This window comes from Rhodanobacter sp. FW102-FHT14D06 (assembly GCF_043950705.1).
GTDB lineage: Bacteria > Pseudomonadota > Gammaproteobacteria > Xanthomonadales > Rhodanobacteraceae > Rhodanobacter.
The window spans coordinates 1,490,685-1,516,731 of the sequence record NZ_CP170722.1 but is presented as its reverse complement, the minus strand read 5'-3'; the positions used below and the strand labels follow the sequence as shown (position 1 = coordinate 1,516,731).

Here is a 26,047-nt window from a genome sequence, read left to right as displayed (position 1 = left end):
CCATCGTTGGCCCGCGAGGTTCCTCAAGGCGATGCCGTGCCGGCCGTCGCCGGCGTGATGCCGTGCGTCCGCAGCACGGCGGAGATGTCGAAGCGCCAGAGGTTGCGCGAGCCGTTCAACGGTGACTGCAGGCGGCGTTGCAGGGTGGCTGCGTCGTCGCGCGGTTTGGGAAAGCTCACCTCCTCGCGGCGGTTGCTCGACACGAACAGCTCGCCGAACGCCGGCCCCAGCGAGGGCGCGTTCTCCAGCGTGCGGCTGTTGATCCCCTCGCCCAGGTGCGCGGGCCTGCCCCAGCTGCCGTCGGGCTGGCGGAACACGATGTAGATGTCGGCGCGGCCCAGCGCATCGCCCTCGTCGCCGGCGTAGAGCAGGAAGCGTCCCGCGGGGTCGATCGCCGGGTCCATGCGGTTGCGCGCCGGGTCGCCCAGCGGCAGCCGCTCGGGCGTGGCGCGGCCGTGGTCGCGCGCCACGTAGATCTGGTACGCCTTGCCGGAATCCGCGCGATGCGCCGAGAAATAGATGTCGCCGTTCGCCGCCACCGACGGGTTGTAGATCATCGCGCCGTCGTTGAGCGCGCCGTCGACGTGTATCGGTGCGCCCCATCCACCGTGCGCCTGCTGTTCGACGTACCAGAGGTTGGTGCCGGTAAAGGGTCGCCCGTTCATCGTCGCGCTGACCGGCGCGGCACCCGGTCGCGGCGGCCGGTTGGAGACGAAGTACAGGCGCCGCCCGTCGGGCGACAAGGCCGGCTCGGAATCGTGCCACTGGCCGGAGAATGCGGCCACCTGCGGCGGCGACCAGCGGCCGTTCGCGCGATGCGAGACCATGATGGTGTCGTCGGCTTCGCCGAAATCCGAGCGCATGAAATACAGCGTGCTCCCGTCCCGCGTCAGCGCGACCGAGGTTTCCTGCAGGCCGGTGGAAATCACCCCGGGGGCGAGCAGTTCGCCGGGGATTGCCGCGCGCGCGGCAGGCAGCGCGGCGAGCATGGCCGCGAGGCAGGCGGCCAGGGTGAGTTTGCGTGCGGACATGATGGTTCCTGCGATGAATGGACTCACCGGTCGTGGTGCGCGTCGAGCCACGGCGCCAGCGACATTTTCCAGATGTGGTTGCTGCCGTTGTCCCACGCGCGCATGCGCGCCAGGTCCGCGTGTGCCTGCGCGCTCGTGCGCGGGTAGCCCACCTTCGCCGTGTAGCTGCTGGTGAAGTACAGCGTGCGGGCGTCCGGGCCCAGGTGCGAACCCCACGGCTCGTAGCGGTTCACCGCATCGCCGAGGTCGACCGGCGTGCTCCAGCCGTCGCCCTCGCGGAAGGCGATGTACAGCCGGTCGGGCTTGTCCTTGCCGGCGTAGTTGGCGTCGAACACGATGAACGACTGATCGGGCGCGATCGCCGGGTCCAGCTCGTGCGCCGCCGGATCGCCCAGCACCAGGCGCTGCGGCGACTGGTAACGGCCGTCGCGCCAGACCGTGCGGTAGAGATGGAACTCGTGCGTGGTCTCGTCGCGCCGCTGGTAGTACACGTCGCCGTTGGCCGCCACGCTCGGCGCGTAGACGCTGGTGCCCACGTTCACCGTGTCGGGCAATCGCACCGGCTCGCCCCAGCCGTCGCCACGGCGATCGACCCGCCACAGGTGGCCGCCATGCAGCGCCGGCCCGCCGGCCACGTCGGCCCGGTTGGACGTGTACACCAGGAACGAGCCGTCCGGTGCCATCGCCGGATCGTGGTCCTGCCACTGCCCGGAGAACGGCGCGATCTGCGGCGTCGACCAGGTATCGCCTACCTTGTGCGATTCCATGATGAAGCCGTTCCAGCCCGCCTGCTGGTCGAAGTAGACGGTGGCGCCGTCGGGCGCGAAGGTCAGGCAATCCACGCCCGCCGGGCCGGAGATCGCGCCGGGCGCGAAGATTTCCGGTGTGGCGGGTGTCGTGTCGGCGGCGCGGGCGGTGCCGGTGCCGCACAGCGTCAGGGCGAGGAGACTGCAGGCGAACGGAGCGAACATGCGACGGGCCATGCGTGTTCCTCGATGCGATGATGGTGTGGCGGAGTCTGCGCAGCGGCGTCGGCACGCCGCTGCCGCTTTGTGACGAACGGAGACCCGCCGTGACCAGCGGCAGCCGGCGCGGGGCAGCCGGCACCACCCCACCCGCCTCGTCATGCCTGCGAAGGCAGGCATCGCACTTCAGCCGCTGCGCCCGCGAGAAGCATGCGGGAAGAGCGCCTTGTTCGAGGCCAGGGTTCGTACGACAAGCACCGCCAGAAGCGGGATGGCGATCGCGTAGATGTACTGTGTACGCGACACGCCGATGCCGAACGGGAACCAGATGCCCGGCACGCCGATGAGATCGAGCAGCTCGCCGCCGAACAGTCCGGCCATGATCGATGCCAGCGTGACGAGCGAGAGCATCCGCATCGGGCCGCTGCGGACCATGCGTATGGCAATGACGACCATCAGCGCGAGCAACCCGAGTCGGCACACGCTGTTCAGGCTTGCCGAACGGGTCAGGGCACCGGCGACGCCGACCACCGCCAGCACGACCGCCAGGACATCGATGCTTCGCCACGCGCGCAGGCACCAGCGGTTCCAGGCCAGCACCCAGGCCGCGATCGTTGGCGCCCACATCACAGTGGCCAGCCATGAGTAGGTTCCCAGCGATTCAAGATCGGTCCACGAGACGGTCGCATTGTTGAGGCGTCGCTCCGCCGTGAGCGCGAGCGCGATGCAAGCGAAAGCCAGAAAGCCCTTGTGGCTGCTGCGGCGCCAGCCCACGAGCGCCAGGCCGATGACGGCCAGCATGGCGACCGGCTCGATCGCATCGACGACGTAGCCGGCGATGGTTCGCTCCCAGTGCGCGCGGTGCAGTGCGGCGCCTGCCGGTTGGGGAGCGAGGATGGGCGCACTGTGCATGCCACCACCGGTCGTGCCGTAGGTGGCTCTGGTGAGCATGAAGGTGCGGATGGCGAGTACGCCGCGGATGCCCGCCGCATCGGCGGGGAGGGTGAACAGCAACGGCCGCGTGCCCACGAAGCGCGGATTCCGGCCCAGCCTGCCCGACCCACCCAGCAATTGCCCGTTCCAGTACAGCTCGTAGCCGTCCTCGACCAGGGTCGGCCCGAGGATGACCCAGGATGCGTACCCCGCCGGCACCGTCACCGCACGCCGGTACCAGGCGTAGCCGTGATAACCGTGGTGACCATGCGCCGCCCACCCTTCGACGTAATCGGGCAGGCCCACGTCGCCGTCGTGGCTGCCCGGCAAGGCGGTCATGTCGATCGTCTCCCAATCGGAATCGTCCGTATCGGCGTTGGCCCAGCGCAGGTCGTCACCAACATGGAATCGCCAGGAGCCATCGAGCACGGTCGCGGCGGCGCGCAGATGCGGCGGATCGGGGCGACCGCCGGTAGCCAGGACGACGAGCACGATGATCAGGAGCAGCAACGTCGCCGTGGCGATGCCGATGATCAGCCTGCGTTGCGTGGCGTCGATCGATGACGGCGTCGAAGATACGGGTTCAGTCGTCATGCGATGACCTCGCTTTCAGGTTTCGATGCTGGAGAGACTGCCATCCTCCGCGGACAGCCACGTGGAGCAACCGGAAAGGCGTGGCATCCTGGCGGGCGCCGGCAGCGACACCGCCGCACAGAGGCGGCCGCATTCGATATGCAGCGGTGGTGCGACATGCCCGGCCTGCCCACCGGCAACCTCCTTGCAACCAAGGGGATGGATCGAGCCGCCTCGGGTTTGCCAGACAGCGCGCCTGTCCGTGCGGTACATGGCCGGTTGATCATCTGGGCTCCGCGTCAGCGGGTGCGCCCAGCCTGTATCGCGCCGCCCCCTTGCGCTTCCGTGTTGTGACGAGCGGGCATTCGCGACGACCAGCGGTAGCCGGCGCGGGACGATCGGCGCGACCGGACCCGGCACGGTGCCGCGCCGGCCGGGACGATGTCCGGGTTGCAGCCCGGCTAGAAGCGGTACGACCAGCCCAGCTCCAGCACCGGATAGATCGCCTGGTTCCGCGTGTGGTGGGGATCGCCAGTCAGGTCCGTCGCCGCTGCCATGCCGGCCTGTGCGTAGAAGCCCGTGTCCGTCGCGCGGTAGCCGATGCCCAGATACGCGGCAAGCTGGCGACGCGACGGCATGCGCGCCTGGACTTCTGCGTCCTTCAACGCGCTCATGTCATGCGCCGGCGGGTGGGCCAAGGCGGCCACGCGGATATCGTCGATCACCGCCCCGACCGACAGCAGCAGGCCGCCATGGCGCGGGTGCCAGTCGAGCTTGGCGATGGCCACATCGAATACGCCAGCGCTCGCCGCTCGGGTGCCGTCGTGGCTGGCCGCATGCAGCGCGCCCGACCCCTCCGCCGCACGCGCCGTACCGCACGGCAGCGCGAGCGCGGCGAGTGTCAGTACGGCCAGGGCGATCTTGTTCATGGCGGCCCCCACCCGGCAGATGCGGCCACCCCCGCGGCCGCCGTCCGAACCCTTATCGCGCGATTCGCGCCGCCGTGCAGGCCGCGATGCCCGAACTGCTAGCGACGTCAAGCCGCGAGTGCGAACGGCTTGGCAAATGGCGGCGCAGGTTCAGCCGCATCACCGCCTTGCGGCAAGCGGATTCCGCCGCAATGCGTTCGCCAAAGCGGGGCAATCGTTCCCTCGCCGGCTCGCTTATGGAGGCCGAAGGGTGGAATGCCTTGTCCAGGGACGATCTGTGGAAGATCGTGAGGCCGTGGGGCCCGATGAAGCAGCGAACCGCTACATCAGCCAGTTCACTTGACCTCGGTTGGAAGTGATCTGCCGGATCAACGGCACGGACGAGGCTTCTTGGGTGGTGGACCGAGTTCGGCGATGGCCAGGCCCACGATCGCGGCGTCGGTGACGATCGCTTCCAGCGCAGCCTTGCCCGCTTCGTTGACGTAGAGAACGGCTGCGGCGGTCAGCGGGTCCTTGAATACGGCCGCGTCAACCGGAATCTTGTCATCGAAGAACTCTTCTCTTACCAGCGACCCGCTCGGCCGTTTGGCCGAGCGGGCCTCGTCGATGCATGAAATGAGGTTCGTCACGTTGTAGAACCAGCGTGGCTCGCCCGCGCAGTCCATCTCGAGGAATTGTCCGAAGCGCGACAGGAAAGGCGCGAGTGCGGCCTTCGCCTTGTCGTTCATGACCAGGGCGCCAGGGGTCAGCGCACTGATGTCAGCCAGCGGTTTGGGTTCCTTCTTGCCGGGCTCGACGAAGATTTCGACCCTGGGCTTTTCCGACCAGGAGAGACTGGCGCCGGAGGCGTCGAACATGCCCGACTCGATGTCCCTGTCGCTGGCAAAGACCAGCGGCGCGAAGTCATTGACGGAGCCGCTTTTGAGTTCCCATACCTTCACTTCCATCACCTCAGTAGTCGAAGTCGTCATTGAGAATGTCGTAGCGGATGTCTCGCAGCGCCTTGCGGCCATTTGCCTGGTTCGATGGCTTTGCGAGGGTCAGCCTCAATGTCACTGCCAGGTGGTAAACCGTCGTGTGAATGACTTCGTGCGCTGTTGCCGCATCGAGACCAGGGACCACTGACGTCCATTTCTTTGGGAGGTACGAGCCGTTGTCTGCGTCGTTGATGCCTATGCCCAGCGGAAGAGCAGTGCACGCGAACGGCTCGCGCGTTTGTCTGCGACAGCTACGATGTGATGCGCATCGGCCTGGGCGTGCTTGGTGTGGCCAGTAGCCTTCGAGATGTTGCGGGCAAGTGTGCGCGAATGCCTCACCTTGCGGTTCGCGTCGGCGCGGAGCTTCTTCGCCTTGGCCGGCTAGGTCACGCCGTTTTGATAGCGCACCCGCGCCAGGCGCCGCTGCATAAGAAACTCGCTCCTGAGTTCGTAGGCATTGGCTTGCACGTCGGTCGCGACGATCAGGTTGGCTTCGACCGTCAGCTCGAGGATGTCCTGTGTCGTGTCCGCTGGGGGTGCCGCGAGGTTTGGACTTCCTGTGTCCATCTTCATCTCCCTGTGGTGCATCAGCCGGAATCAGTGGCATTTCGCCGAAGGAGGCACGCCAACTTGCCGCAAGAGTAGTGCGCAACGCGGATGGGTGACAACGCTCGCCGGCGACAATGCGACGTGTTTCAACGCAACCCGAGCACGCTCCGCGCACCGGCCCGAAACCGCCGACTCAGATCCAGCCGCGTGCCGTCATCCAGCACCACTTCCGCGCCACCCTTGAACATCGGATGCACCTCGCGCACGCGCGCCAGGTTGACCAACGTGCCGCGGTGGATGCGCAGGAATTGTGCGGGATCAAGTTGCGCCAGTATGTGGCGCAGGGTGTCGCGGTGCAGGTAGCGCACCGGGCCGACGTGGATGTGCAGGTAGTTGCCGTCGGCGCGGATCCAGTCGATGTCGTCGACGGCGAGCACGCGGATGTGTTCGCCGTGGCGCACGCTGAGGCGTTGGGCGTAGCCTTCGGCGGGCGTGCTTTCGATGGCCGGGCCGGCGGTGGCGTGCAGGCCTTGCCAGTGCTGGTTGACGCGCGCCATGGCCTGGTCGAAGCGGGCCTGTTCGATCGGCTTGAGCACGTAGTCCAGCGCCATCGCGTCGAACGCGCGCAGCGCGTGTTCGGCGAAGGCGGTGGCGAAGACCACCAGCGGCAGGCGGTCGGGGGCCAGTTCATCGAGCAGTTCGAAGCCGTCCATGCCGGGCATCTGGATGTCGAGGAACAGCAGGTCGGGGCGCAGCACGCGCACGGCCTGCATCGCCTCGGCGGCGTTGCCGCATTCGCCGACGATTTCCACCTCGTCGTGCGTGGCCAGCGCCTGGCGCAGGGCGAGGCGGGCCAGCACCTCGTCGTCGATCAGCACGGTGCGCAGGCGCGGCACGCTCATGCGGCGTGCTCGGTGTAGGGCAGGCGCACTTCGGCGCGGGTGCCGCCGCCGGGGATGGCACTGAGCACGAGTTGCGCCGCGTCGCCGAACAGCATGTGCAGGCGCGAGCGGGTGTTGCCCAGGCCGATGCCTTCGGCGGTGCCGGCCGGCGGCAGGCCGAGGCCGTCGTCGTCCACGCGCAGCTGCAGTTGGTCGCCGTCGCGCCGCGTGGAAACGCGCAGGGTGCCGGCGCCGGGCTTGTCCTGCAGGCCGTGGCGCAGCGCGTTTTCCACCAGTGGTTGCAGGATCAGGTTCGGCACCGCGGCGGCCAGCGTGTCGTCGGCCACGTCCAGCTCGGTGCTGAGTCGATCCTGGAAGCGCACCTGCTGGATGCCGAGGTAGCAGGCGAGGAATTCCAGTTCGCGCGACAGCGGCACCTGCGGCGCGTGGCGTTCTTCCAGGGTGAGCCGCAGGAAGTCGCTCAAGCGGGCGATCATCAGCCGCGCCTGCAGCGGGTCGGCCAGCGCCAGCGCGGAGATCGCGTTGAGCGTGTTGAACAGGAAGTGCGGCTGCAACTGCATGCGCAACGCCTGCAGTTGCGTCTGCGCCAGTTGGGTCTCCAGCTGCGTGCTGCGCAGCCGCTCGTCGCGCAGGTGGCGGCGCGATTCCATCCCGCGCAGCACCACCAGGATCACCCAGTAGGTGAGCACGGCCAGGTGGAAGCTGTAGGCGAACTCCATGCGGATGTACGCGCCCAGCGTGTGCACCGCCATCCGCCCCGGGCCGCTGAGGTTCCAGAACAGCACCAGGTGAGGCAGCAGTTGCAGCAGCGCCACGGCCAGGCTGGCCGGCACCTGCACGACGAGGAAGCGGCGCCAGCCGTGGCCGGCGGTCTGCCGGCCCAGCCAGCCGACCAGCGGCACCAGTGCCATCCACAACCAGAAGTTGGAAAGGTTCCAGCTCAGCGCACGCAGCCAGTTCGGCGGATAGCCCTCGCTGATCGAGGACAGCCCGCTGCTCAGCGCATAGGACAGCGCCAGCCCGGTCCAGAAGGCGAACGCCAGCGCGTGTTTCTTCCAGTGGATGGTGTCGTGCCCGGTCACGCGATGCTCCCGCGCGCCGGTCGATGGGTGACGCGCCAGGACGGCAGTGTGCCGCCGTGGCGCCGGACGGAACAGTGCTGGACGGCAGGGCGCCGGCGTGGTCCGTCACCGGGCAGCATGGCGGCTCAGCGCGCCGATCGCTGCCGCAACCACGGCGCCAGCGACACGCGATGGATGCGGTGGTCGGGCGCGGTGTAATACAGCATCGTGCGATCCGCGCCCAGGCGCGCCTCGCTGCCGGCCATGCCCAGATCCACCGGTGCGCTCCAGCCGCCGGGCACGGCGAAGGCGATGAACAGGTCGTTGCCGTTCGCCGGTGCCGGCGGTCGGTCGGAGCTGAACACCAGGAAGGATTGATCCGGCGCCACCGCGGGATCGAAGTCCGAGCGGCCGTCGCCGGTGCCAAGCGCCAGCGCGACCGCCGGCTGGTAATGGCCGTTTTCGCGGCGGCTCACGTAGAGCCGGAAGCTGCCATCGGCGGAATTCGCGCGCATGAAGTAGATGCTGCCGTCGCTCGCCACCGCGGGCGAGAACGTCGTGCTGCTGCGGTTCACGCTGTCGGGCAGGCGCACCGGCGTGTCCCAGCCGCCGCCCACGCGATCGACCCGCCACAGGTTGCCGCCGCGCCCGGGCCAGGCCTGGCCGCCCCAGTTGCCGTCCAGCGCCTTGCCCGCGCCGTTCGCCGGCCGGTTGGAGACGAACACCAGGTAGCGACCGTCCGGCGCCATCGTCGGCTCCAGATCCATCCAGCGATCCGAGAACGCCACGCGTTGCGGTGGCGACCAGACGCCATCGTGGCGATGCGCGGCGAACAGCCGCCGCGTGGCGCCGCTGCCGCGCGCGAACACCACCGTGTCGCCGTCCGGCGTGAACGCGGGCGAGGCGTCGTGTTCCAGCACCCACGGCCCGGCGGCGAGGGGCGGCACGACGGTCGTGGCTGCCCACGCCGATGCGGCGAGGGCGCTGCCCAGGATCAGGGCGAGGATCGGCAATCGGCAGTGGCTACGCATCGGATGCTCCATGGCAGAAACGTGGGGAGAAATCGGCAGATCGTCAGTGGCGCTGGGCGGCATGCGCATCCAGCCACGGCGCCAGCGACACCTGCCAGATGTGGTCGGCGCCGTTGTTCCACGCGGCTGCCGCGCGCGGGTCGGACGGCGGCAGCCGGCGATCGCTGTAGAAGTACAGCGTGTGGCGATCCGGCCCCAGCTGCGCGCCCATGCTGTGCTTGCCGCCGTTGACGGCGTCGCCGAGATCCTGCAGCGCGCTCCAGCCCTCGCGCGTGTGGAAGGCGATGGCGAGGCGGTACGGCTGCTGCGCCCGGCGCTTCGTCGCCACCACGATGAACGAGCGATCGGGGGCGATCGCCGGATCGCGGATCAGGGCATCCGCCGTGCCCAGCTTCACCGCGTATGGCGCCTGGTAGTGGCCATCGCGCCAGATCGAGCGCAGCAGGTGCAGGCTCTCATCCGCGCCGACGCAGCCGATGAAGTAGATGCTGCCGTCGGCGGCGACGCTGGGCGCGAACGTCATCGAGCAGCGGTTCACCGTGTCGGGCAGGCGCACCGGCGCGGCCCAGCCGTCGCCGCGGCGATCCACCCGCCACAGGTTCATGCCGTTGCCCGCGTAGCGTTTGCCCGCGCGCACGGCATCCAGCGCCGGGCCGCCGGGCGTGGCCGGGCGATTGGAGACGAACAGCAGGTACGAACCATCCGGCGCCATCGCCGGGTCGAGGTCGCGCCAGTGCCCCGAGAACGACGCGGCCCGCGGCGGCGACCAGCGGCCGCCGACGCGATGCGCCTCCATCAGGGTGAAGCTGTCGGTGCCGCGCATGAAATACACGGTGGCGCCGTCGGGGGTGAACGCGGCGGCGCCGTCGTCGGCGGGGCCGGCGATGCTGCCCGGCGCGAAGATCGCGGGCGCCGCGTCGGGGCGGGCGGCGGCGTGGACCGCCAGTCCGAGCGCCAGCAGCATGCCCAGCGCGATGGATCGTTTCATGCGTTTTCTCCGGTGGCCGATCGGATCACGCTGGCACGACCCGTCTCGTGCGTCGCCGCCGCGGTGACGAGCGGCGCCGCGATGGTGGCCAGCGGCGTTTTGCCCGATGCGGACGGCGCACCACCCGCTGGAGTGCGTCATGTCGCCGCTCGTCACCGCGCAGTGCACGCCCGTCACCCGGTCGATGCAGCGGCGCACGCGGCCGCGGCACGCTGGCTCGGCGGCAATCCGGCCGCACACGAGGACGGCAGCATGCGCAAGCAACACCGATTTCCCATGGGCATGGCGTACGTCGCCTTGCTGGCGCTGGGTGTGCAATGGACGACGGCGGCGACTGTCACCCGCGCCGCCGGCCTGGAGGAGGCGGGCAAGACCGAGGCCGCCGTGGTGGCCGTCGATCAGCACTGGATGGATGCCGAACTCGCCGGCGACAGCGCCTGGCTCGATGCCATGCTGCTGCCCGAATACCGCTCGGTCGGCGCCGACGGCACGGTGCATCCGAAGGCCGCGATCATCGCGCACGCGGCGAAGAACCGCGGCAACGACGCCGAGCGGCGCAAGGTGGAGGCGTGGCTGAAGGCGAACCCGCTGGGGAAATCGGTGGTGATCCGCGGCGACACCGCGATCATCACCTTCTACGACCCGCAGCTGGGGCCGCAGAACGGCGTGCGCTCCTCTGACATCTTCGTCTACCAGGGCGGCCGCTGGCATGCGCTGTACTCGCAGCACAGCGCGGTAGGCAGCCGCTGAGACGCAGCGGAACGTCAATCGTCGGCCACGCGCACCACCAGCTTGCCGAAGTTGCGCCCTTCGAGCAGGCCGATGAAGGCGGCCGGCGCGTTTTCCAGGCCCTCGACGCGATCCTCGCGCAGCTTGATCCGGCCCGCGTCGAGCCAGGCCTGCATGTCGCTGCGGAAAGCGGCGAAGCGATCGGCGTAGTGGTCGAGGATGACGAAGCCCTGCATGCGGATGCGCTTCTGCAGCACGCTGGCCACCAGCTGCGGGCGACGATCCGGCCCTGCCGGCGGCGCGGCGTCGTTGTAGTGCGCGATCATGCCGCACACCGGCACCCGCGCATGGTGGTTGAGCAACGGCAGCACGGCGTCGAACACCGCGCCGCCCACGTTCTCGAAGTACACGTCGATGCCGTCCGGGCAGGCCGCGGCGAGGCGCCCGGCGAGATCCGGCGCGCGGTGGTCGAGGCAGGCGTCGAAGCCCAGCTCCTCCACCGCGTGGCGGCACTTGGCGGGGCCGCCGGCGATGCCGACCACCCGTGCGCCCTTGAGCCGGGCGATCTGTCCCACCACCGCACCGACCGCGCCGGTCGCGGCGGCCACCACCACGGTCTCGCCCGGCCGCGGTTGGCCGATGTCGAGCAGGCCGATATAGGCGGTGAAACCGGTCATGCCCAGGCCGCCCAGTGCGAGCGAAGGCTGCGCCAGGTCGCCCAGCGCCGTCAGCGTGTCGCCCGCGGCCACGGCGTAGTCCTGCCAGCCGGCGCTGGCCAGTACCAGCTCGCCGGGGTGGAAGCCGGCATGCCGCGAGCTGACCACGCGGCTCACCGTGCCGCCCATCATCGGCTGGCCCAGTTCCAGCCCGGGCGCGTACTCGGTGCCGGCCTCGTCCATCAGGTTGCGCATGTACGGATCGAGCGAGAGATACAGCGTGCGCAGCAACACCTCGCCGTCGCCGGGCGCCGGGAGCGGTGCATGGTCGAGGCGGAAATCCTGCGCGGTCGGCAACCCGTGCGGGCGGGAGGCGAGCAGGATGCGGCGATTGGTCGAAGCGTCTTGCGGCATGCGAAAAGCTCCAGGGTGGAAAGGGACGATCACCAGGCGATTTGTTCGCCATCGCGGAAGAAGCGACCGGTGGGCGCCGGCGTCGGCAGGCTGGCGGCCCACACGATGCCGGCGGCGCCCAGGCTCACCGGCCGGCCGCCGGGGCCACCGAGTTCAGTGGCGACCCAGCCTGGGCACACCGCGTTGACCGCGATGCCGCTGCCCTCCAGCTCCGCCGCCAGCGTACGCGTATAAGTGTTGAGCGCGGACTTGGAGGTGCGATAGGCCACGCAGTGGTTGCTGCTCGAACCGCTGGCACCGCAGCCGCTGGACACGTTGACGATGCGGCCGTAGCCGTGCCGGCGCATCAGCGGCAGCATCGCGCTGGTCAGCCGCCAGCTGCCGAACAGGTGGGTCTGCATCGCGCCCCATGCAAGTGTGAGGTCGCCGTCGCTGGCCAGCCCGTCGTGGTCGTAGTAGCCGCCGGCGTTGTTGACCAGCACGTCGAGCCGGCCGTAGGTGATCTCGATCCAGCGCGCCAGCGTGTCGACCTGCTCCTGCTGCGTGACGTCGAGCTGTACCGCGATCACCTCGCTGGACGCGCCGGCGAGCTGGCGCGCCGCGTGCAGGCCCTTGTCGGGATCGCGCGAGCCCAGCAGCACGGTCATGCCGTGCTCGCTGAGCTGGCGCGCCGCCTCGAAGCCGAGGCCGCGGTTGGCGCCGCTGACCAGCGCCACGCGATAGGTCGGCGTGATCGCCGGCGTTGCCGCCGGCACGCGACGGGCCGGCCGGCTCATGGGGCGGCGCCCCGCTGTGCCACCGCGCTGCAGCGCTCGTCGCCGCAGGCCTGCCAGCCGCCGCCGAGCGCCTTGTACAGCGCGACGGCGCGGGTGTTGATCGCCGCCTCGGCCTGGGCCAGGTCGTCCTCGGCGGCGAGCTGGGTGCGTTCGGCATCGAGCAGTTCGAGGAAGCCGGTGGCGCCTTCCTGGTAGCGCACGCGGGCGAGGTCGGCGGCGCGCTTGCTCTGCGTGCCCTGCTCGATCAGGTGGTTCACGCGGATGCGTTGCTGGTTGAAGCCGGTGACCGCGTTGTCGATGTCCTCGATCGCCTCCAGCACGGTGCGCTGGTAGTTCGCCTGCGCCGCGTCGGTGCGTGCCTCGCTGGCATGCAGGTTCGCGCGCACGCGCTGCACGTTGAGGCCGGGCCAGCTGATGCTGGGCGCCAGCGTCCACGCGCGCGTCGACGGGCTGCCGAAGTCGTTGCTGCGTCCGGACAGGAAGCCGAGGAAGCCGCCCAGCGAGATGTGCGGGAAGAAGTCGGCCTTGGCCACGCCGATGCGCGCATTGGCGGCGGCGTATTCGCGTTCGGCCATCTGGACGTCCGGACGGCGTGCGAGCACGTCGCCGGCGTCGCCGATCGGCAAGGTCGCTGCAATCGGCGTGAAGCTCTTCGGCGATACGTCGATGTCGAGCTCGCCCGGTCGCTCGCCCAGCAGCACCGCGAGGCGGAATTCACTCGCGCTCACCGCGGTCTGCAGCACCGGCAACTGCGCCTGCACGGCGCTGAGGCGCGCTTTCGCGCTGGCCACATCCTGTTCGGAGCCGGCACCGAGCTGCTGGCGCACCTCGGTCAGGTGCAGGGTCTGTCGCTGGTTCTCGATGTCGCGCTGGGCGATGTCGAGCCGCGACTGGCTGCCGCGCAACTCGAAATAATTGCGCGCGACCTCGGCCAGCAGGCTGACCTGCGCGTCGTGCAGCGCGGCCTCGCTGGCGCCGAGGTCGGCACCGGCCGCCTCCACCGAACGGCGTATGCCGCCGAACAGGTCCAGCTCCCACGACGCATCGAAGCCGGCCTGGTAGGTCGTCGTGGTGCGGCGCTGGTCGCTGAAGCCCGGCTGCTGGCCGCGGCTGCGGGTGTAGTTCACGTCCGTGTCGATCGTCGGCAACCGGGCGGCCTTGCTGCCGCTGAGCAGTGCACGCGATTCATGCAGCCGCGCCACCGCGATGCGAAGGTCGAGGTTGTTCGCCGCGGCGCGCTGGATCAACGCATCCAGCGTCGGGTCGTTGAACTGCTTCCACCATGCAGCCTGGAACTGCGCGTTGTTCTCCTGCGCAGCGTCGAGGCCCTGCAATTGCGGCGCGTCGATCTTCGCGGCGTGATAGTTCGGTCCCACGCTGGCACAGCCGGCGAGGGCCAGGGCCGCGGCGAGCGCGGCCACCTTGAGCATCGTTTTCATCAGTGGTTCTCCAGCGCGGGCAGCACATGCGCGGCGGCGCGTTCGGCCGCGCGCGCCTCGCGGCGCTCGACCAGGGCGCGAATCAATACGTAGAACAGCGGTGTGTAGATCAGCCCGAAGATGGTCACGCCGAGCATGCCGGAGAACACCGCCACGCCCATCGCATGGCGCATCTCGGCACCGGCGCCGTGCGAGGTGACCAGCGGTACCACGCCCATGATGAAGGCGAACGACGTCATCAGGATCGGCCGCAGGCGCAGCTTCGCCGCTTCCAGCACCGCCTCGTGACGCGCCATGCCTTCATGCTGGCGTTCGCGGGCGAACTCCACGATCAGGATCGCGTTCTTGCACGCCAGTCCGACCAAGACGATCAATCCGATCTGGGTGAAGATGTTGTTGTCGCCACCGGACAGCCACACGCCGGCGATCGCGGACAACAGCACCATCGGCACGATCAGGATCACCGCCAGCGGCAGCGACCAGCTCTCGTACAGCGACGACAGCACCAGGAACACCAGCAGCACGCACAGCGGGAACACCAGGATCGCGGTATTGCCGGCGAGGATCTGCTGGTAGGTCAGCTCGGTCCACTCGAAGCTCATGCCATTGGGCAGGTTGTCCTTGGCCAGCTTTTCCATGGCCGCCTGCGCCTGGCCGGAACTGAAGCCGGGCGCCGGGCCGCCATTGATCTCGGCGGTCGGATAGCCGTTGTAGTGCTGCACGCGGTCCGGGCCGGCACCGTGCTGCACGGTGACGAACGAGCCCAGCGGCACCATCTGGCCCTGCGCGTTGCGCGTCTTCAGCTGCAGGATGTCCTCGGGCGTGTGGCGGAACGCCGGGTCGGCCGACACGTTCACCTGGTAGGTGCGGCCGAAGCGGTTGAAGTCGTTAACGTAGAGCGAGCCCATGTACGCCTGCATGGTCTGGTAGACGTCGCCCAGGTTCACGCCCTCGGCCTTGGCCTTCTCGCGGTTCACGTCGGCATCCACCTGCGGCACGCTGACCTGGAAGCTGGAGAACAGCCCAGCCAGTGCAGGGTCTTTGCGGCTGGCGGCGATCAGGTTCTGGGTCTGCTTGTACAGCTCGTCGAAACCGCGATCGCTGCGATCCTCGATCTGCATGCGGAACCCGCCGATCGTGCCCAACCCCATGACCGGCGGCGGCGGGAACACGGCGATGTAGGCGTCCTGGATCGCGCCGAACTTCTGGTTCAGTGCACCGGCGATCGCACCGGCGGAAAGATCCGCGCTGCGCCGATCCTCGAACGGCTTCAGCGTGACGAACACGATGCCGGAATTGGTCGAGTTGGTGAAACCGTTGATCGACAGGCCGGGGAAGGCCACCGCGTGTTCCACGCCCGGCTGTTTCAGCGCGATTGCGCTCATGCGCCGGATGACGTCGTCCGAACGATCGAGTGACGCCGCGTCGGGCAGCTGGGCGAACGCCACCAGGTACTGCTTGTCCTGGCCCGGCACGAAACCGGTCGGCACGTGCGAGAAGCCGAACCAGGTCAGCGCGATCAGGCCGGCATAGATCACCAGCGCCAGCTTGCCCTTGCCGACGATGCGCTTGACGCCGCCCACGTAGCGCTCCGAACCGCGATGGAACATCCGGTTGAACGGACGGAACAGCCAGCCGAACGCACGGTCGATGCCGCGGGTGAGGCGGTCCTTCGGCGCGTCATGCGGCTTCAGCAGCACGGCGGCCAGCGCCGGGCTCAGGGTCAGCGAATTGAACGCGGAGATCACCGTGGAGATCGCGATGGTCAGCGCGAACTGGCGATAGAACTGGCCGGTGAGGCCGCTGACGAAGGCGGTCGGGATGAACACCGCGCACAGCACCAGCGCGGTCGCCACGATCGGGCCGGTGACTTCGTGCATCGCCTTGCGTGTCGCGTTGCGTGGCGACTCGCCCAGTTCGATATGCCGCTCGACGTTCTCCACCACCACGATCGCGTCATCGACCACGATGCCGATCGCCAGCACCAGTCCGAACAGGCTCAAGGCATTGAGCGAGAAGCCGGCCAGGTGCATCACCGCGAAGGTGCCGATCAGCGATACCGGCACCGCCACCAGCGGGATGATCGAGGCGCGCCAGGTCTGCAGGAACAGGATCACCACCAGCACCACCAGCAGGATCGCTTCCAGCAGCGTGTGCGCCACCGCCTCGATCGAGCCGCGCACGAACACGGTCGGGTCGTACACGATCGAATAGTCGACGCCTTGCGGGAAATCCTGCTTCAGCTGCGCCATCGTGGCGCGTACTTCGTCGGAGATCTGGATCGCGTTGGAACCCGGCCGCGCGAAGATCGGCAGCGCCACCGCCGGCTTGTTGTCGAGCAGGCTGCGCAGCGCGTAGTTGTTCGAGCCGAGGTCGACCTTGGCGACATCACTCAGATGCGTCACGCCGCCGTTCGCGTCGGTGCGCACGATGATGTTGCGGAAGTCGTCCTCGCTGACCAGCCGGCCGCGGGTATTGATGTTGAGCTGGAACGCATTGTTGCTTGGGCCGGGCGGCGCATTCAGCGCGCCGGCGGCGACCTGCACGTTCTGCTCGCGGATCGCGTTGATCACGTCGCCGGTGGTGAGCGAGCGCTGCGCCAGCTTCTGCGGGTCCAGCCACACGCGCATCGAGTACTCGCCGGCACCGAAGATCTGCACGTCGCCGATGCCGTCGAGCCGGCCCAGCACATCCTTCACGTGCAATCGCGCGTAGTTCGACAGATACAACATGTCGTAGCGCTGATCGGGCGAGGTGAGATGCACGACCATGGTCAGGTCGGGCGAGCTCTTCTGCGTGGTCACGCCGAGCCGCTGCACTTCCTCCGGCAGTTTCGGCAGGGCCTGCGCCACGCGGTTTTGCACGTCGACCTGGGCGTTGTTGAGATCGGTGCCCAGCGCGAACGTCACGGTCAGCGTCAGGCTGCCATCACTGGTGGCCTGCGAGGAGGTGTACAGCATGCCTTCGGCGCCGTTGATCTGTTCCTCCAGCGGCGTGGCGACGGTTTGCGCGATCACTTTCGGGTTGGCACCGGGATAGCTGGCGTGCACCACCACGGTGGGCGGCACCACTTCCGGGTATTCGCTGATCGGCAGCTGGAACACCGCGATGGAGCCGGTGATCACGAACAGCAGCGACAGCACGGCGGCCATGATTGGCCGGTCGACGAAGAACTGGGCGATGTTTTTCATGCAAAAGATCCTCGACGAAGCCGCTGCGCGGCCTCGGTCTTCTTTGCTCCTCCCCCTGCACGGCAGGGAGAGGGAGAGTGTGGTCAGCCTTGCGGGGTCTTTGGGCTCGCCGTGTTGGCCTGCGCGGTGCGCGAATCGGTGTTCGGTGCATCGCCGCGCTCGACCAGCGCCTTGTCGGTCGCATCCAGCCGGTAGCTCATGGCCACCTTCTGCGGATTCACCTCGACCCCGGGGCGCACGCGCTGCAGGCCGTTCACCACCACCAGGTCGGTCGGCGCCAGGCCGCTGTCGATCACGCGCAGGCCGTGGAACAAGGCACCGGTGTCGACCTTGCGGTATTGCACCTTGTGCTCCTTGTCGACCACGTAGACGAACTGATTGCCGAGGTCGGTGCCGATCGCGCGGTCGTCGACCAGCACGCGCGGGCGGGCCTGACCGCTCTGCAGCTGCACGCGGGCGTACAGGCCGGGCGTGTACAGGCCGTCGGCGTTGTCGAACACCGCGCGCAGGCGCATCGTGCCGGAGCCGGTGTGCAACTGGTTGTCGACGAAGTCGAGGCGGCCTTCATGCGGGTAGCCCGTCTCGTCGGCCAGGCCCATCGCGGCCTCGATCCGCGCGTTGCGGCCGGCCTGCTTCGCGTCGGCGCGCAGGTGGTCGAGCTTGAGCCAGGTCTGCTCGTCCACGTCGAAATAGACATAGACCGGGTTGACCGAGACCACGCTGGTCAGCACGTCGTTGCTGGTGACCAGGTTGCCGGGGGTGACGCGGGCGTTGCTGACGCGGCCGTCGATCGGCGAGCGCACCTGGGTGAAGTCCAGGTTCAGCCGTGCCGCGGCCAGCGCGGCGGTGGCGGCACCGAGCTGCGCCCGCGCGCTCTGCGCGGTGGTGGCCTGGCGGTCGGCTTCCTGCTGCGCGATCGCGTGCTGGGCCAGCAGCATCTCGGCGCGGCGCTGGTTGGTCTCGGCCAGGCTCAGCTCGGCCCTGGCCTGCGCCTGGTTGGCGACCAGCCGGTCGACTTCGGCCTGGTACGGGCGGGCGTCGAGCTGGAACAGCACGTCGCCCTTGTGCACCAGCGCGCCTTCCTGGAAATGCACCGATTCGACGAAGCCGCCGACCCGCGGCTGCACCTGCACCGTGTTGACCGCTTCCAGCCGGCCGGTGAACTCGGCGCTGTCGCTGACCTTGCGGGTCAGCGCTTGCGCCACGGTCACTTCCGGCGGCGGCCCGCCGGCGGGGCTTTGCGCATGGCTGTCGTTGCCGTGCAGGAGAACCCAGCTGCCGAGCACGCCGGCAGCGATCAGGGGGACCAGCATCCATTGTTTTTTCATCTTGCGCTCCCAACACCTTGTTGGCCGGGGAGGGGGAACCCGGCGAAGGGTCGAGAGAATAGGTGTACTTTCCGGTATAGAAAATCCGTTTCTTGCGCACTACACTCGTGCGCCGCAGTCACGAATCGACGAGGAATTGAAACAATGGAAGACTTTTCCGCCATTTCGACCTTCGTCCGCGTGGTCGAGGCCAAGAGCTTCGCCGCCGCCGCCAGCCAGTTGGGCATGACCCCGTCCGGCGTCAGCCGGGCCGTGACGCGACTGGAAACCCAGCTCGGTGCCCGGCTGTTGTTCCGTTCCACGCGGTCGCTGCGTCTGACCGACGACGGGGCCGCGTTCCATGCCCGTTGCAAGGAGATCCTCGCCGATCTCGCCGAGGCCACCGAGGCGCTCAACTACGCCAACAGCAAACCCACCGGCAAGCTGCGCGTGGGCATCTCGCTGTCGGTGGGGCGCGCCGCGGTGATCCCCCGGCTGACCGAGTTCGAGCAGCGCTACCCGGACATCCGGCTGGAGCTGTCGATGAGCGACTCGGCCTCGGACCTCAACGGCGAGGGCCTGGATTGCGCGATCCGCGTCGGCCAGCTGGAGGATTCCAGCCTGATCGCGCGCAAGATCGGCTACCTGCGCAACGTCGTGTGCGCCTCGCCCGAGTACCTGCGCAAGTACGGCGCGCCGCGCAGCATCGAGGATCTGAAGCATCACCGCTGCATCAACTACGTGTATCCGAACGGCCGCCCGCGGCAGTGGCAGTTCGACACGCCCGGCGGCCCGCTGGAGGTCGACATCGACGCGCACATGCTGATCAACGACGGCGAATCGGTGCTGCAGGCGGTGGCCGCCGGCCTGGGCATCACCCAGGTGCCGCGCATGCTGGCCGCGTGCATGCTGGACAAGGGCATGCTGGAGCTGGTGATGACGGATACCGCCTCGACCGGCAAGCCGGTGTGGATCGTCTATCCGCAGAAGAAGCACCTGTCCGCCCGCGTGCAGGCCTTCATCGAGTGGGTGCGCGAGCTGTTCGACCGCACCAACCAGCCGGGACATGGCGCCACCGGCATGTCTGCGCCGAAAGCCGCGGTGGTTGCGGGCGCCGGTGCGCGTCCGCTGGAGTCGCTCGTGGCCTGAGCGGCTCCGGCGCCGTCGCCGGAACAGCGTGGGCGGATCGCCTCGCGCGCGCGAAGCTGGCGATATTCGGGCCTCGAAATCCTCGCGCAGCGCGTCGGGTTAGCGCAGTGCCGCGTCGTGCTCCAGCGCATCGGGCAGGGCGTGCGGCGACGGAGCGTGCATCGGCGGGACGATCAGCCCCCCGCGGGCACCAGCAACAGCAGCGCCACGCCGAAGGCGATGCGATAGATCGCGAACGGCGTGAAGCGGTGGCCGACGATGTAGCCGAGCAGCCACTTCACCGCGACGAAGGCGGTGATCGCCGAGACCACGAAACCCACCGCCAGCGCGGTCCAGTCCTCGTGCACCGCGCTGCCGCCGTGCAGCACCTTCAGCAGCTCGTAGCCGGTGGCCGCGTACATGGTGGGGATGCCGACCAGGAAGGCGAACTCGGTGGCCGCCGCGCGGTTGCTGGTGCCGAACAGCATCGCCGCGAAAATCGTCGCCGCCGAGCGCGAGGTGCCGGGGAAGATGCCGGCAATCATCTGCGCGATGCCGACCAGGATCGCCACCCGCCAGGTCACCTCGCTGCGCTCGGGCTGGCGCGCGGCCAGCAGCTCGGCGCCGATCATCCAGAAGCCGCCGATGACCAGCGCCCAGGCGATCGGCGTCACCGTCTCGGGCAGCTTGAAGCCGAGCTTCACCGCGATGAAGCCGAGCACGGCGGTGATCGCGAAGGCCACGACCAGCTTCAGCAGGTAGTCGCGGTTGGCCGGGTCGCGCCACTGCGTCAGCAACTGCCAGATGCGCTTCCAGTAGATCAACGTGACCGCCAGGATCGCGCCGGCCTGGATGCCGATGTTGAACAGGTCCGAGCGTGCGCCCAGCCCGAACTTCTCGGCGATCAGCAGGTGGCCGGTCGAGGAGATGGGCAGGAATTCGGTGATGCCTTCGATGATGCCGAGCAGGATGACGTGGAGCAGGTCGATCACGGGAAGGTCCGATGCAGTAGGCAGCGGCATAGCTTACGGGGTTGGCCCGGCGCCGGCACAGTGAGGTGAAAGCGCGCCCGCGGTGCGATAGTGGCCATCCGTCGACCCGCCCGCCCACCCGGAGGTACGCCATGATCGAGCTCGTCATTCCCCAGCGCCGCCGCGACCTCGGCAGTTTCGAGGTTGGCCGCGTGCTGCCGTTCGCCCAGCGCCGCATGGTCGGGCCGTACATCTTTTTCGACCGCATGGGCCCGAAGCAGCTGGCGCCGGGCCTGCCGCGCGAGGCGGACGTGCGCCCGCACCCGCACATCGGCCTGTCGACCATCACCTATCTGTTCCACGGCGAGATCACGCATCGCGACAGCCTCGGTTCGGAGCAGCCGATCCGCCCCGGCGAGGTCAACTGGATGACCGCCGGCCGCGGCATCACCCACTCCGAGCGCTTCGAGCGCCTGCGCCGCGAGGGCGGGCCGCTCGATGGCGTGCAGCTGTGGGCGGCGCTGCCGGTCGAACGCGAGGAAATGGAACCGGGCTTCTGGCACTACGCCAGCGAGGCGTTGCCGGTGTTCGGCGAAGGCGGCGTCAACGGACGGATGATTGCCGGGCGATTGGCGGGCGTGGCGTCGCCGGTGAAGGTGGATTCGCCGCAGTTCTACGTGCACTGGACGTTGCGTGCGGGCTCGCGCACCTCGCTGTCGGCGGAGTACGCCGAGCGCGCGGTCTATGTCGCCAGTGGCGAGGTCGAGGTGGATGGCCAGCGTGTGGAGGTCGGCAGCATGGCCGTGCTGGCGCCCGGCAAGTCCGTCACCGTCGCCGCGCTGGACGACGCGGTGGTGATGGCGCTGGGCGGCGAGCCGGTGGGGCCGCGCTACATCGACTGGAACTTCGTCTCCTCCTCGCCGGAGCGGCTCGACCAGGCCCGCGCCGACTGGGCCGCCGGGCGGATGAAGCTGCCGGACCTGGACCACGACGAGTTCATCCCGCTGCCGCCGAAGCTGGGAGCGCAGCCGAAGCCGATGTCCTGAGGCGGATCGGGTTGAACCGCTTGCCGGCATGACCCCGCACGCACCGGAACAGTGCAAGCCGGTCGTCTCGACCGCCGTGGTTGGTGCGAACGCAGGGGCGTCCGCGGCGCCGCAGCGACGCCGATGCCCTCACGGCAACGGTTTCCGTGCATGGCATGGGGCTTGCTGAGGGTCTGGTGAGGCCGCGCGGTCGCGCGGTCATGTCGTGGGTGCATGGACGTCTGGACGTCTGGACGGCCATCGCCACGGCACCACCGGTTCGAGGGCGGGTCCATGAGGCGAAGCGGGATGTTTGCGGCAGTGGCCGTGTCGTGCTGCGCCGCCACCGGCCCGGCACCGCTGCGGGCGGGCGACGCGCCGGCCAGTCAGTGGATCGGCAATGCCGGCGTGGTCAGCGACTACCTGTTCCGCGGCATCTCGCAGACCGACCGCAAGCCAGCCGTGCAGGCCGGCGTCGAGTTCGATCACGCCGACGGCTGGTACGTCGGCGGCTGGGGCAGCAACGTCAGCTGGCTGTCCGATACCTCGACTCCGGCCGCGCCGGTTTCCAGCAGCGTGGAGCTGGATCTCTACGGCGGCTGGCGCGGCCGTCTCGGTGATGGCTGGAGCGTCGACCTGGGCGCGTATCGCTATCAGTATCCGGGCAGCTATCCCGCGGGCGCCACGTTGCCGAACACCAGCGAGATCTACGTCGCGGTCGCCTGGAAGAACCTGTCGCTGAAGTACTCCTGCGCACTCACCCCTTTGTTCGGCTATGCCGACAGTGAGCGCAGCGGCTACCTGGATCTGTCCTGGAACCAGCCGCTGGCGCCGGGCTGGCAGCTCAACACGCACGTCGGCCACCAGCAGGTGGCGAACGTGCCCGGCGCGTCGTACAGCGACTGGAAGCTGGGCGTGACGCGCAGCTTCGCCGGCAACTGGTCGCTGGCGCTGGGCTACTACGACACCAATGCGCGCCGCTCCGTCTACACCAATGCGCGCGGCCACTACCTGGGCCGCACCACGGCCGTGCTGAGCCTGGCCCGGTCGTTCTGAACACATTCCCGCGGGAGCCACCCATGAAACTGATCACCAGTGTCATCCGTCCGCACAAGCTCGACGAGGTCCGCGATGCGCTGGAAGGTGCCGGCGTGTCCGGGATGACCGTGACGGAAGTGCGCGGCTTCGGCCGCCAGAAGGGCCACACCGAGTTGTATCGCGGCGCCGAGTACGTGGTCGATTTCCTGCCCAAGCTCAAGGTCGAGGCAGTGGTGCCCGACGCGCTGCTCGACACCGCGCTGGACGAGCTCCAGCGCGCCGCGCGCACCGGCAATGTCGGCGACGGCAAGGTCTTCGTCACCGACGTCGAGCAGGTAGTCCGCATCCGCACCGGCGAGCTCGATGCCGATGCGCTGTGATCCGGCCATCACCCGGTTCGAGTGCCGAATCTTCGGCTCTCGTCATTCCCGCTTTCGCGGGGACGAGGGCCTTCAGGCGAACGCCATCCTCCTGACCCCCACCCCGCGAGGCTTTCGATGAAATCATTCAAGTTCCGTCGCGGCCTCGTTGCGGCCCTGCTGCTGGTCGCGCCGCTGCTGCACGCCGCCACACCGGTGCCGACGGTCGACAAGGGCGACGTGGCGTGGATGCTCACCTCCACATTGTTGGTCTTGCTGATGACGGTGCCGGGGCTGGCGCTGTTCTACGGCGGCCTGGTGCGTTCGAAGAACGTGCTGTCGGTGCTGATGCAGGTGCTGACGGTGTTCTCGCTGCTGCTGTTGCTGTGGGTGGCCTACGGCTACAGCCTCGCCTTCGGCGGCGGTGCGGTGATCGGCGGCTTCGGCAAACTGTTCCTGCACGGCGTGACGAAGGACAGCCTGGCGGCCACGTTCACCGCCGGCGTGGCGCTGCCGGAGTACGTGTTCGTGGCGTTCCAGGCCACTTTTGCCGGCATCACCGGCGCGCTGATCGTGGGCGCGCTGGCCGAGCGCATGCGCTTTCGCGCCGTGCTGCTGTTCGCCGCGCTGTGGTTCAGCTTCGCCTACCTGCCGATCGCGCACATGGTGTGGGCCGGGCCGGACGGTTTTTTGTACGCGAAGGGCGCGCTGGACTTTGCCGGCGGCACCGTGGTGCACATCAACGCCGGCGTGGCCGGCCTGGTCGGCGCGTGGTTCGTCGGGCCGCGGCTGGGTTTCGGCCGCGAACCGATGAAGCCGCACAACGTGACCTTCACCATGATCGGCGCGGCGCTGCTGTGGGTGGGCTGGTTCGGCTTCAACGCCGGCTCCAACTTGGAGGCGAACGCGGGCGCGGCGCTGGCCTTCCTCAACACCTTGCTGGCCGCGGCCGCGGCGGTGCTGGCATGGCTGGCGGTCGAGGCGAGCCTGCGCGGCCATGCGTCGATGGTCGGCGGCGCCTCCGGCGCGGTGGCCGGGCTGGTCGGCATCACGCCGGCCTGCGGCACGGTGGGTCCGCTGGGCGCGATCGTGATCGGCGCGCTGGCCAGCCTTTGCTGCGTGTGGGGCGTCACCGGATTGAAGAAGCTGCTGCGCGCGGACGACGCGCTGGACGTGTTCGGCGTGCACGGCATCGGCGGCATCGTGGGCGCGCTGCTCACCGGCGTGTTCACCGCGCCGGCGCTGGGCGGCACCGGCGCGGCGGGCTTCCCGATCCTCCGCCAGCTTGGCGTGCAGGCGCTGGGCGTGGGCATCACCGTGCTGTGGAGCGGCGTGGTTTCCGTGCTGGCCTTGCTGCTCGTCAAGCTGGTGTTCGGCCTGCGCGTGCCGCACGAGGCGGAGCGCGAGGGGCTGGACATTACCTCGCACGGGGAAAGCGCCTACGATGGGTGAGTCGGCCGGCCGGGCCTTCACGCATTGACCCTGGTTGGTGCAATCACATGAGTGATTGCACCACCATGAAACTCTCCGGCCGTCCCTGGAAACACGCAAGCCCTTGCCGCGCAACGCTTCCACCCGCTGGCACGCGCCTTGCTCCGCCAGTTCATCCATCCCCATCGAGGTTGCTCCATGTCCGCCGCCAACCAAGTGCTCGACCTGATCCAGGAACACGAGGTCGAGTTCGTCGACTTCCGTTTTGCCGACATGCTCGGCGTGCATCATCACGTCACCTTCCCGGCCCACGCGATCGACGAGTCGACGTTCGAGGACGGCAAGATGTTCGACGGTTCCTCGATCACCGGCTGGAAGGGCATCAACGAGTCGGACATGATCCTGCTGCCCGATCCGGACACCGCGCACCTCGACCCGTTCAGCTCGCACGTGCAGCTGATCCTGCATTGCGACGTGCTGGAGCCGTCGACCATGCAGGCCTACGGCCGCGACCCGCGCTCGATCGCCAAGCGCGGCGAGGCGTACCTGAAATCCACCGGCATCGCCGACACCGCGTTCTTCGGTCCGGAGCCGGAGTTCTTCATCTTCGATTCGGTGCGCTGGCAGAACGATCCGGGCCGCGTGTTCTACGAGATCGGTTCCGAGGAAGCGGCATGGTCCTCGCGCTACAAGTACGACGGCGAGAACCACGGCCATCGCCCCGGCGTCAAGGGCGGCTACTTCCCGGTCAGCCCGGTCGACTCGCTGGGCGACCTGCGCGCGGACATGTGCAAGGTGCTCGAATCGCTGGGCCAGACCGTCGAGGTGCACCACCACGAAGTGGCGAATGCGGGCCAGTGCGAGATCGGCGTGAAGTTCAACACGCTGGTGAAGAAGGCCGACGAGCTGATGACGATGAAGTACGTCATCAAGAACGTGGCGCACCAGAACGGCAAGACCGTCACCTTCATGCCCAAGCCGCTGGTCGGCGACAACGGCAGCGGCATGCACGTGCACCAGTCGCTGGCGAAGAACGGCGAGAACCTGTTCGCCGGCGACCTGTACGGCGGCCTGAGCCAGACCGCGCTGTGGTACATCGGCGGCATCTTCAAGCACGCCCGCGCGATCAACGCGTTCGCCAACTCCACCACCAACAGCTACAAGCGCCTGGTGCCGGGCTTCGAGGCGCCGGTGATGCTGGCGTACTCGGCGCGGAATCGTTCCGCGAGCTGCCGCATCCCGTACGTGGCCAGCCCCAAGGGCCGCCGCATCGAGGTGCGCTTCCCCGACCCGATGAACTCCGGCTACCTGGTGTTCACCGCGCTGATGATGGCCGGCCTCGACGGCATCCTGAACAAGATCGACCCGGGCGCGCCGGCCGACAAGGACCTGTACGACCTGCCGCCGGAAGAAGAGAAGAACATCCCGCAGGTCTGCTCCAGCCTCGACGCCGCACTGGAAGCGCTGGACAAGGACCGCGAGTTCCTGAAGGCCGGCGGCGTGTTCACCGACGACTTCATCGACGCCTACATCGAGGTGAAGATGAAGGAAGTGACCAAGTACCGCGCCAGCACGCACCCGCTGGAGTTCCAGATGTACTACTCGCTGTAAGCGTGTCGGCCATGCGGTGAGAACAACGGGCGC

The 26,047-nt window shown here is 68.6% G+C and carries 24 protein-coding genes; 7 read left to right on the top strand and 17 right to left on the bottom strand.

Annotation, left to right across the window (positions count from 1 at the left end):
• Positions 1-23: 23 nt before the first annotated feature.
• The 11 genes from ACFCQI_RS06970 to ACFCQI_RS06920 all read right to left on the bottom strand — a co-directional run bounded on the left by ACFCQI_RS06970 (position 24) and on the right by ACFCQI_RS06920 (position 9,939).
• Positions 24-1,031 carry a TolB family protein gene (locus tag ACFCQI_RS06970; RefSeq protein ID WP_395120719.1) on the bottom strand — a complete coding sequence of 336 codons (1,008 nt, stop codon included), beginning with the start codon at positions 1,029-1,031 and terminating at the stop codon, positions 24-26.
• 23 nt (positions 1,032-1,054) lie between these two features.
• A complete protein-coding gene (locus ACFCQI_RS06965) occupies positions 1,055-2,014 on the bottom strand; it encodes a TolB family protein (protein ID WP_395120718.1) in 960 nt (319 codons plus the stop codon).
• 168 nt (positions 2,015-2,182) lie between these two features.
• Positions 2,183-3,523 carry a glycoside hydrolase family 2 gene (locus tag ACFCQI_RS06960; RefSeq protein WP_395120717.1) on the bottom strand — a complete coding sequence of 447 codons (1,341 nt, stop codon included), beginning with the start codon at positions 3,521-3,523 and terminating at the stop codon, positions 2,183-2,185.
• A gap of 440 nt (positions 3,524-3,963) precedes the next feature.
• The gene (locus ACFCQI_RS06955) at positions 3,964-4,431 is read right to left on the bottom strand and encodes a hypothetical protein (RefSeq protein ID WP_395120716.1); all 468 of its coding nucleotides are present in this window, start codon (positions 4,429-4,431) and stop codon (positions 3,964-3,966) included.
• A gap of 368 nt (positions 4,432-4,799) precedes the next feature.
• A complete protein-coding gene (locus ACFCQI_RS06950) occupies positions 4,800-5,402 on the bottom strand; it encodes a hypothetical protein (RefSeq protein WP_395120715.1) in 603 nt (200 codons plus the stop codon).
• Positions 5,383-5,601, bottom strand: coding sequence for an AHH domain-containing protein (locus ACFCQI_RS06945; RefSeq protein ID WP_395121294.1), 219 nt, complete (start codon positions 5,599-5,601; stop codon positions 5,383-5,385). The genes ACFCQI_RS06950 and ACFCQI_RS06945 overlap by 20 nt, the downstream gene beginning before the upstream one ends.
• 188 nt (positions 5,602-5,789) lie before the next feature.
• Complete coding sequence (locus ACFCQI_RS06940; protein ID WP_395121415.1) at positions 5,790-5,981, bottom strand: hypothetical protein; 192 nt, start codon at positions 5,979-5,981, stop codon at positions 5,790-5,792.
• A gap of 122 nt (positions 5,982-6,103) precedes the next feature.
• A complete protein-coding gene (locus ACFCQI_RS06935) occupies positions 6,104-6,859 on the bottom strand; it encodes a LytR/AlgR family response regulator transcription factor (protein WP_395120714.1) in 756 nt (251 codons plus the stop codon).
• Complete coding sequence (locus tag ACFCQI_RS06930) at positions 6,856-7,941, bottom strand: sensor histidine kinase (RefSeq protein WP_395120713.1); 1,086 nt, start codon at positions 7,939-7,941, stop codon at positions 6,856-6,858. The genes ACFCQI_RS06935 and ACFCQI_RS06930 overlap by 4 nt, the downstream gene beginning before the upstream one ends.
• Before the next feature lie 125 nt (positions 7,942-8,066).
• The gene (locus ACFCQI_RS06925; RefSeq protein WP_395120712.1) at positions 8,067-8,951 is read right to left on the bottom strand and encodes a TolB family protein; all 885 of its coding nucleotides are present in this window, start codon (positions 8,949-8,951) and stop codon (positions 8,067-8,069) included.
• Positions 8,952-8,994: 43 nt separating this feature from the next.
• A complete protein-coding gene (locus ACFCQI_RS06920) occupies positions 8,995-9,939 on the bottom strand; it encodes a hypothetical protein (RefSeq protein ID WP_395120711.1) in 945 nt (314 codons plus the stop codon).
• A 12-nt stretch (positions 9,940-9,951) separates the two neighbouring features.
• On the opposite strand from ACFCQI_RS06920, the gene ACFCQI_RS06915 reads away from it, so the two are divergent.
• Positions 9,952-10,689 carry a nuclear transport factor 2 family protein gene (locus tag ACFCQI_RS06915; RefSeq protein ID WP_395120710.1) on the top strand — a complete coding sequence of 246 codons (738 nt, stop codon included), beginning with the start codon at positions 9,952-9,954 and terminating at the stop codon, positions 10,687-10,689.
• A 14-nt stretch (positions 10,690-10,703) separates the two neighbouring features.
• Here the strand turns inward: ACFCQI_RS06915 and ACFCQI_RS06910 are convergent, their stop codons facing one another.
• The 5 genes from ACFCQI_RS06910 to ACFCQI_RS06890 all read right to left on the bottom strand — a co-directional run bounded on the left by ACFCQI_RS06910 (position 10,704) and on the right by ACFCQI_RS06890 (position 18,472).
• Positions 10,704-11,738: an NADP-dependent oxidoreductase gene (locus ACFCQI_RS06910; protein WP_395120709.1), complete on the bottom strand. Its 1,035-nt coding sequence runs from the start codon at positions 11,736-11,738 to the stop codon at positions 10,704-10,706.
• A 29-nt stretch (positions 11,739-11,767) separates the two neighbouring features.
• Positions 11,768-12,514: an SDR family NAD(P)-dependent oxidoreductase gene (locus ACFCQI_RS06905; protein ID WP_395120708.1), complete on the bottom strand. Its 747-nt coding sequence runs from the start codon at positions 12,512-12,514 to the stop codon at positions 11,768-11,770.
• The gene (locus ACFCQI_RS06900) at positions 12,511-13,953 is read right to left on the bottom strand and encodes an efflux transporter outer membrane subunit (RefSeq protein WP_395120707.1); all 1,443 of its coding nucleotides are present in this window, start codon (positions 13,951-13,953) and stop codon (positions 12,511-12,513) included. The genes ACFCQI_RS06905 and ACFCQI_RS06900 overlap by 4 nt, the downstream gene beginning before the upstream one ends.
• Positions 13,953-17,144: an efflux RND transporter permease subunit gene (locus tag ACFCQI_RS06895; protein ID WP_395120706.1), complete on the bottom strand. Its 3,192-nt coding sequence runs from the start codon at positions 17,142-17,144 to the stop codon at positions 13,953-13,955. Before ACFCQI_RS06895 ends, ACFCQI_RS06900 begins: the two co-directional genes overlap by 1 nt.
• Positions 17,145-17,227: 83 nt before the next feature.
• Entirely contained in the window at positions 17,228-18,472 is a 1,245-nt protein-coding gene (locus tag ACFCQI_RS06890; protein WP_395120705.1) for an efflux RND transporter periplasmic adaptor subunit, read from the bottom strand.
• 144 nt (positions 18,473-18,616) lie between these two features.
• On the opposite strand from ACFCQI_RS06890, the gene ACFCQI_RS06885 reads away from it, so the two are divergent.
• The gene (locus tag ACFCQI_RS06885; protein ID WP_395120704.1) at positions 18,617-19,600 is read left to right on the top strand and encodes a LysR family transcriptional regulator; all 984 of its coding nucleotides are present in this window, start codon (positions 18,617-18,619) and stop codon (positions 19,598-19,600) included.
• 173 nt (positions 19,601-19,773) lie between these two features.
• Here the strand turns inward: ACFCQI_RS06885 and ACFCQI_RS06880 are convergent, their stop codons facing one another.
• On the bottom strand, positions 19,774-20,571 hold the full coding sequence (locus ACFCQI_RS06880; protein ID WP_395120703.1) for an undecaprenyl-diphosphate phosphatase: 798 nt from the start codon (positions 20,569-20,571) through the stop codon (positions 19,774-19,776).
• Between the two features lie 131 nt (positions 20,572-20,702).
• Here ACFCQI_RS06880 and ACFCQI_RS06875 point away from each other — a divergent pair, with 131 nt between their 5' ends.
• From ACFCQI_RS06875 to glnA, 5 genes are all read left to right on the top strand, one after another.
• Positions 20,703-21,596 (top strand): pirin family protein, encoded by an 894-nt coding sequence (locus ACFCQI_RS06875; RefSeq protein WP_395120702.1) that lies wholly within the window; start codon positions 20,703-20,705, stop codon positions 21,594-21,596.
• Positions 21,597-21,809: 213 nt separating this feature from the next.
• Entirely contained in the window at positions 21,810-22,631 is an 822-nt protein-coding gene (locus tag ACFCQI_RS06870; RefSeq protein ID WP_395120701.1) for a TorF family putative porin, read from the top strand.
• A 23-nt stretch (positions 22,632-22,654) separates the two neighbouring features.
• On the top strand, positions 22,655-22,993 hold the full coding sequence (locus ACFCQI_RS06865) for a P-II family nitrogen regulator (RefSeq protein WP_395120700.1): 339 nt from the start codon (positions 22,655-22,657) through the stop codon (positions 22,991-22,993).
• Positions 22,994-23,110: 117 nt separating this feature from the next.
• Entirely contained in the window at positions 23,111-24,424 is a 1,314-nt protein-coding gene (locus ACFCQI_RS06860) for an ammonium transporter (protein WP_395120699.1), read from the top strand.
• A gap of 177 nt (positions 24,425-24,601) precedes the next feature.
• Positions 24,602-26,014, top strand: coding sequence for a type I glutamate--ammonia ligase (gene glnA, locus ACFCQI_RS06855; protein WP_395120698.1), 1,413 nt, complete (start codon positions 24,602-24,604; stop codon positions 26,012-26,014).
• Positions 26,015-26,047 lie beyond the last annotated feature (33 nt).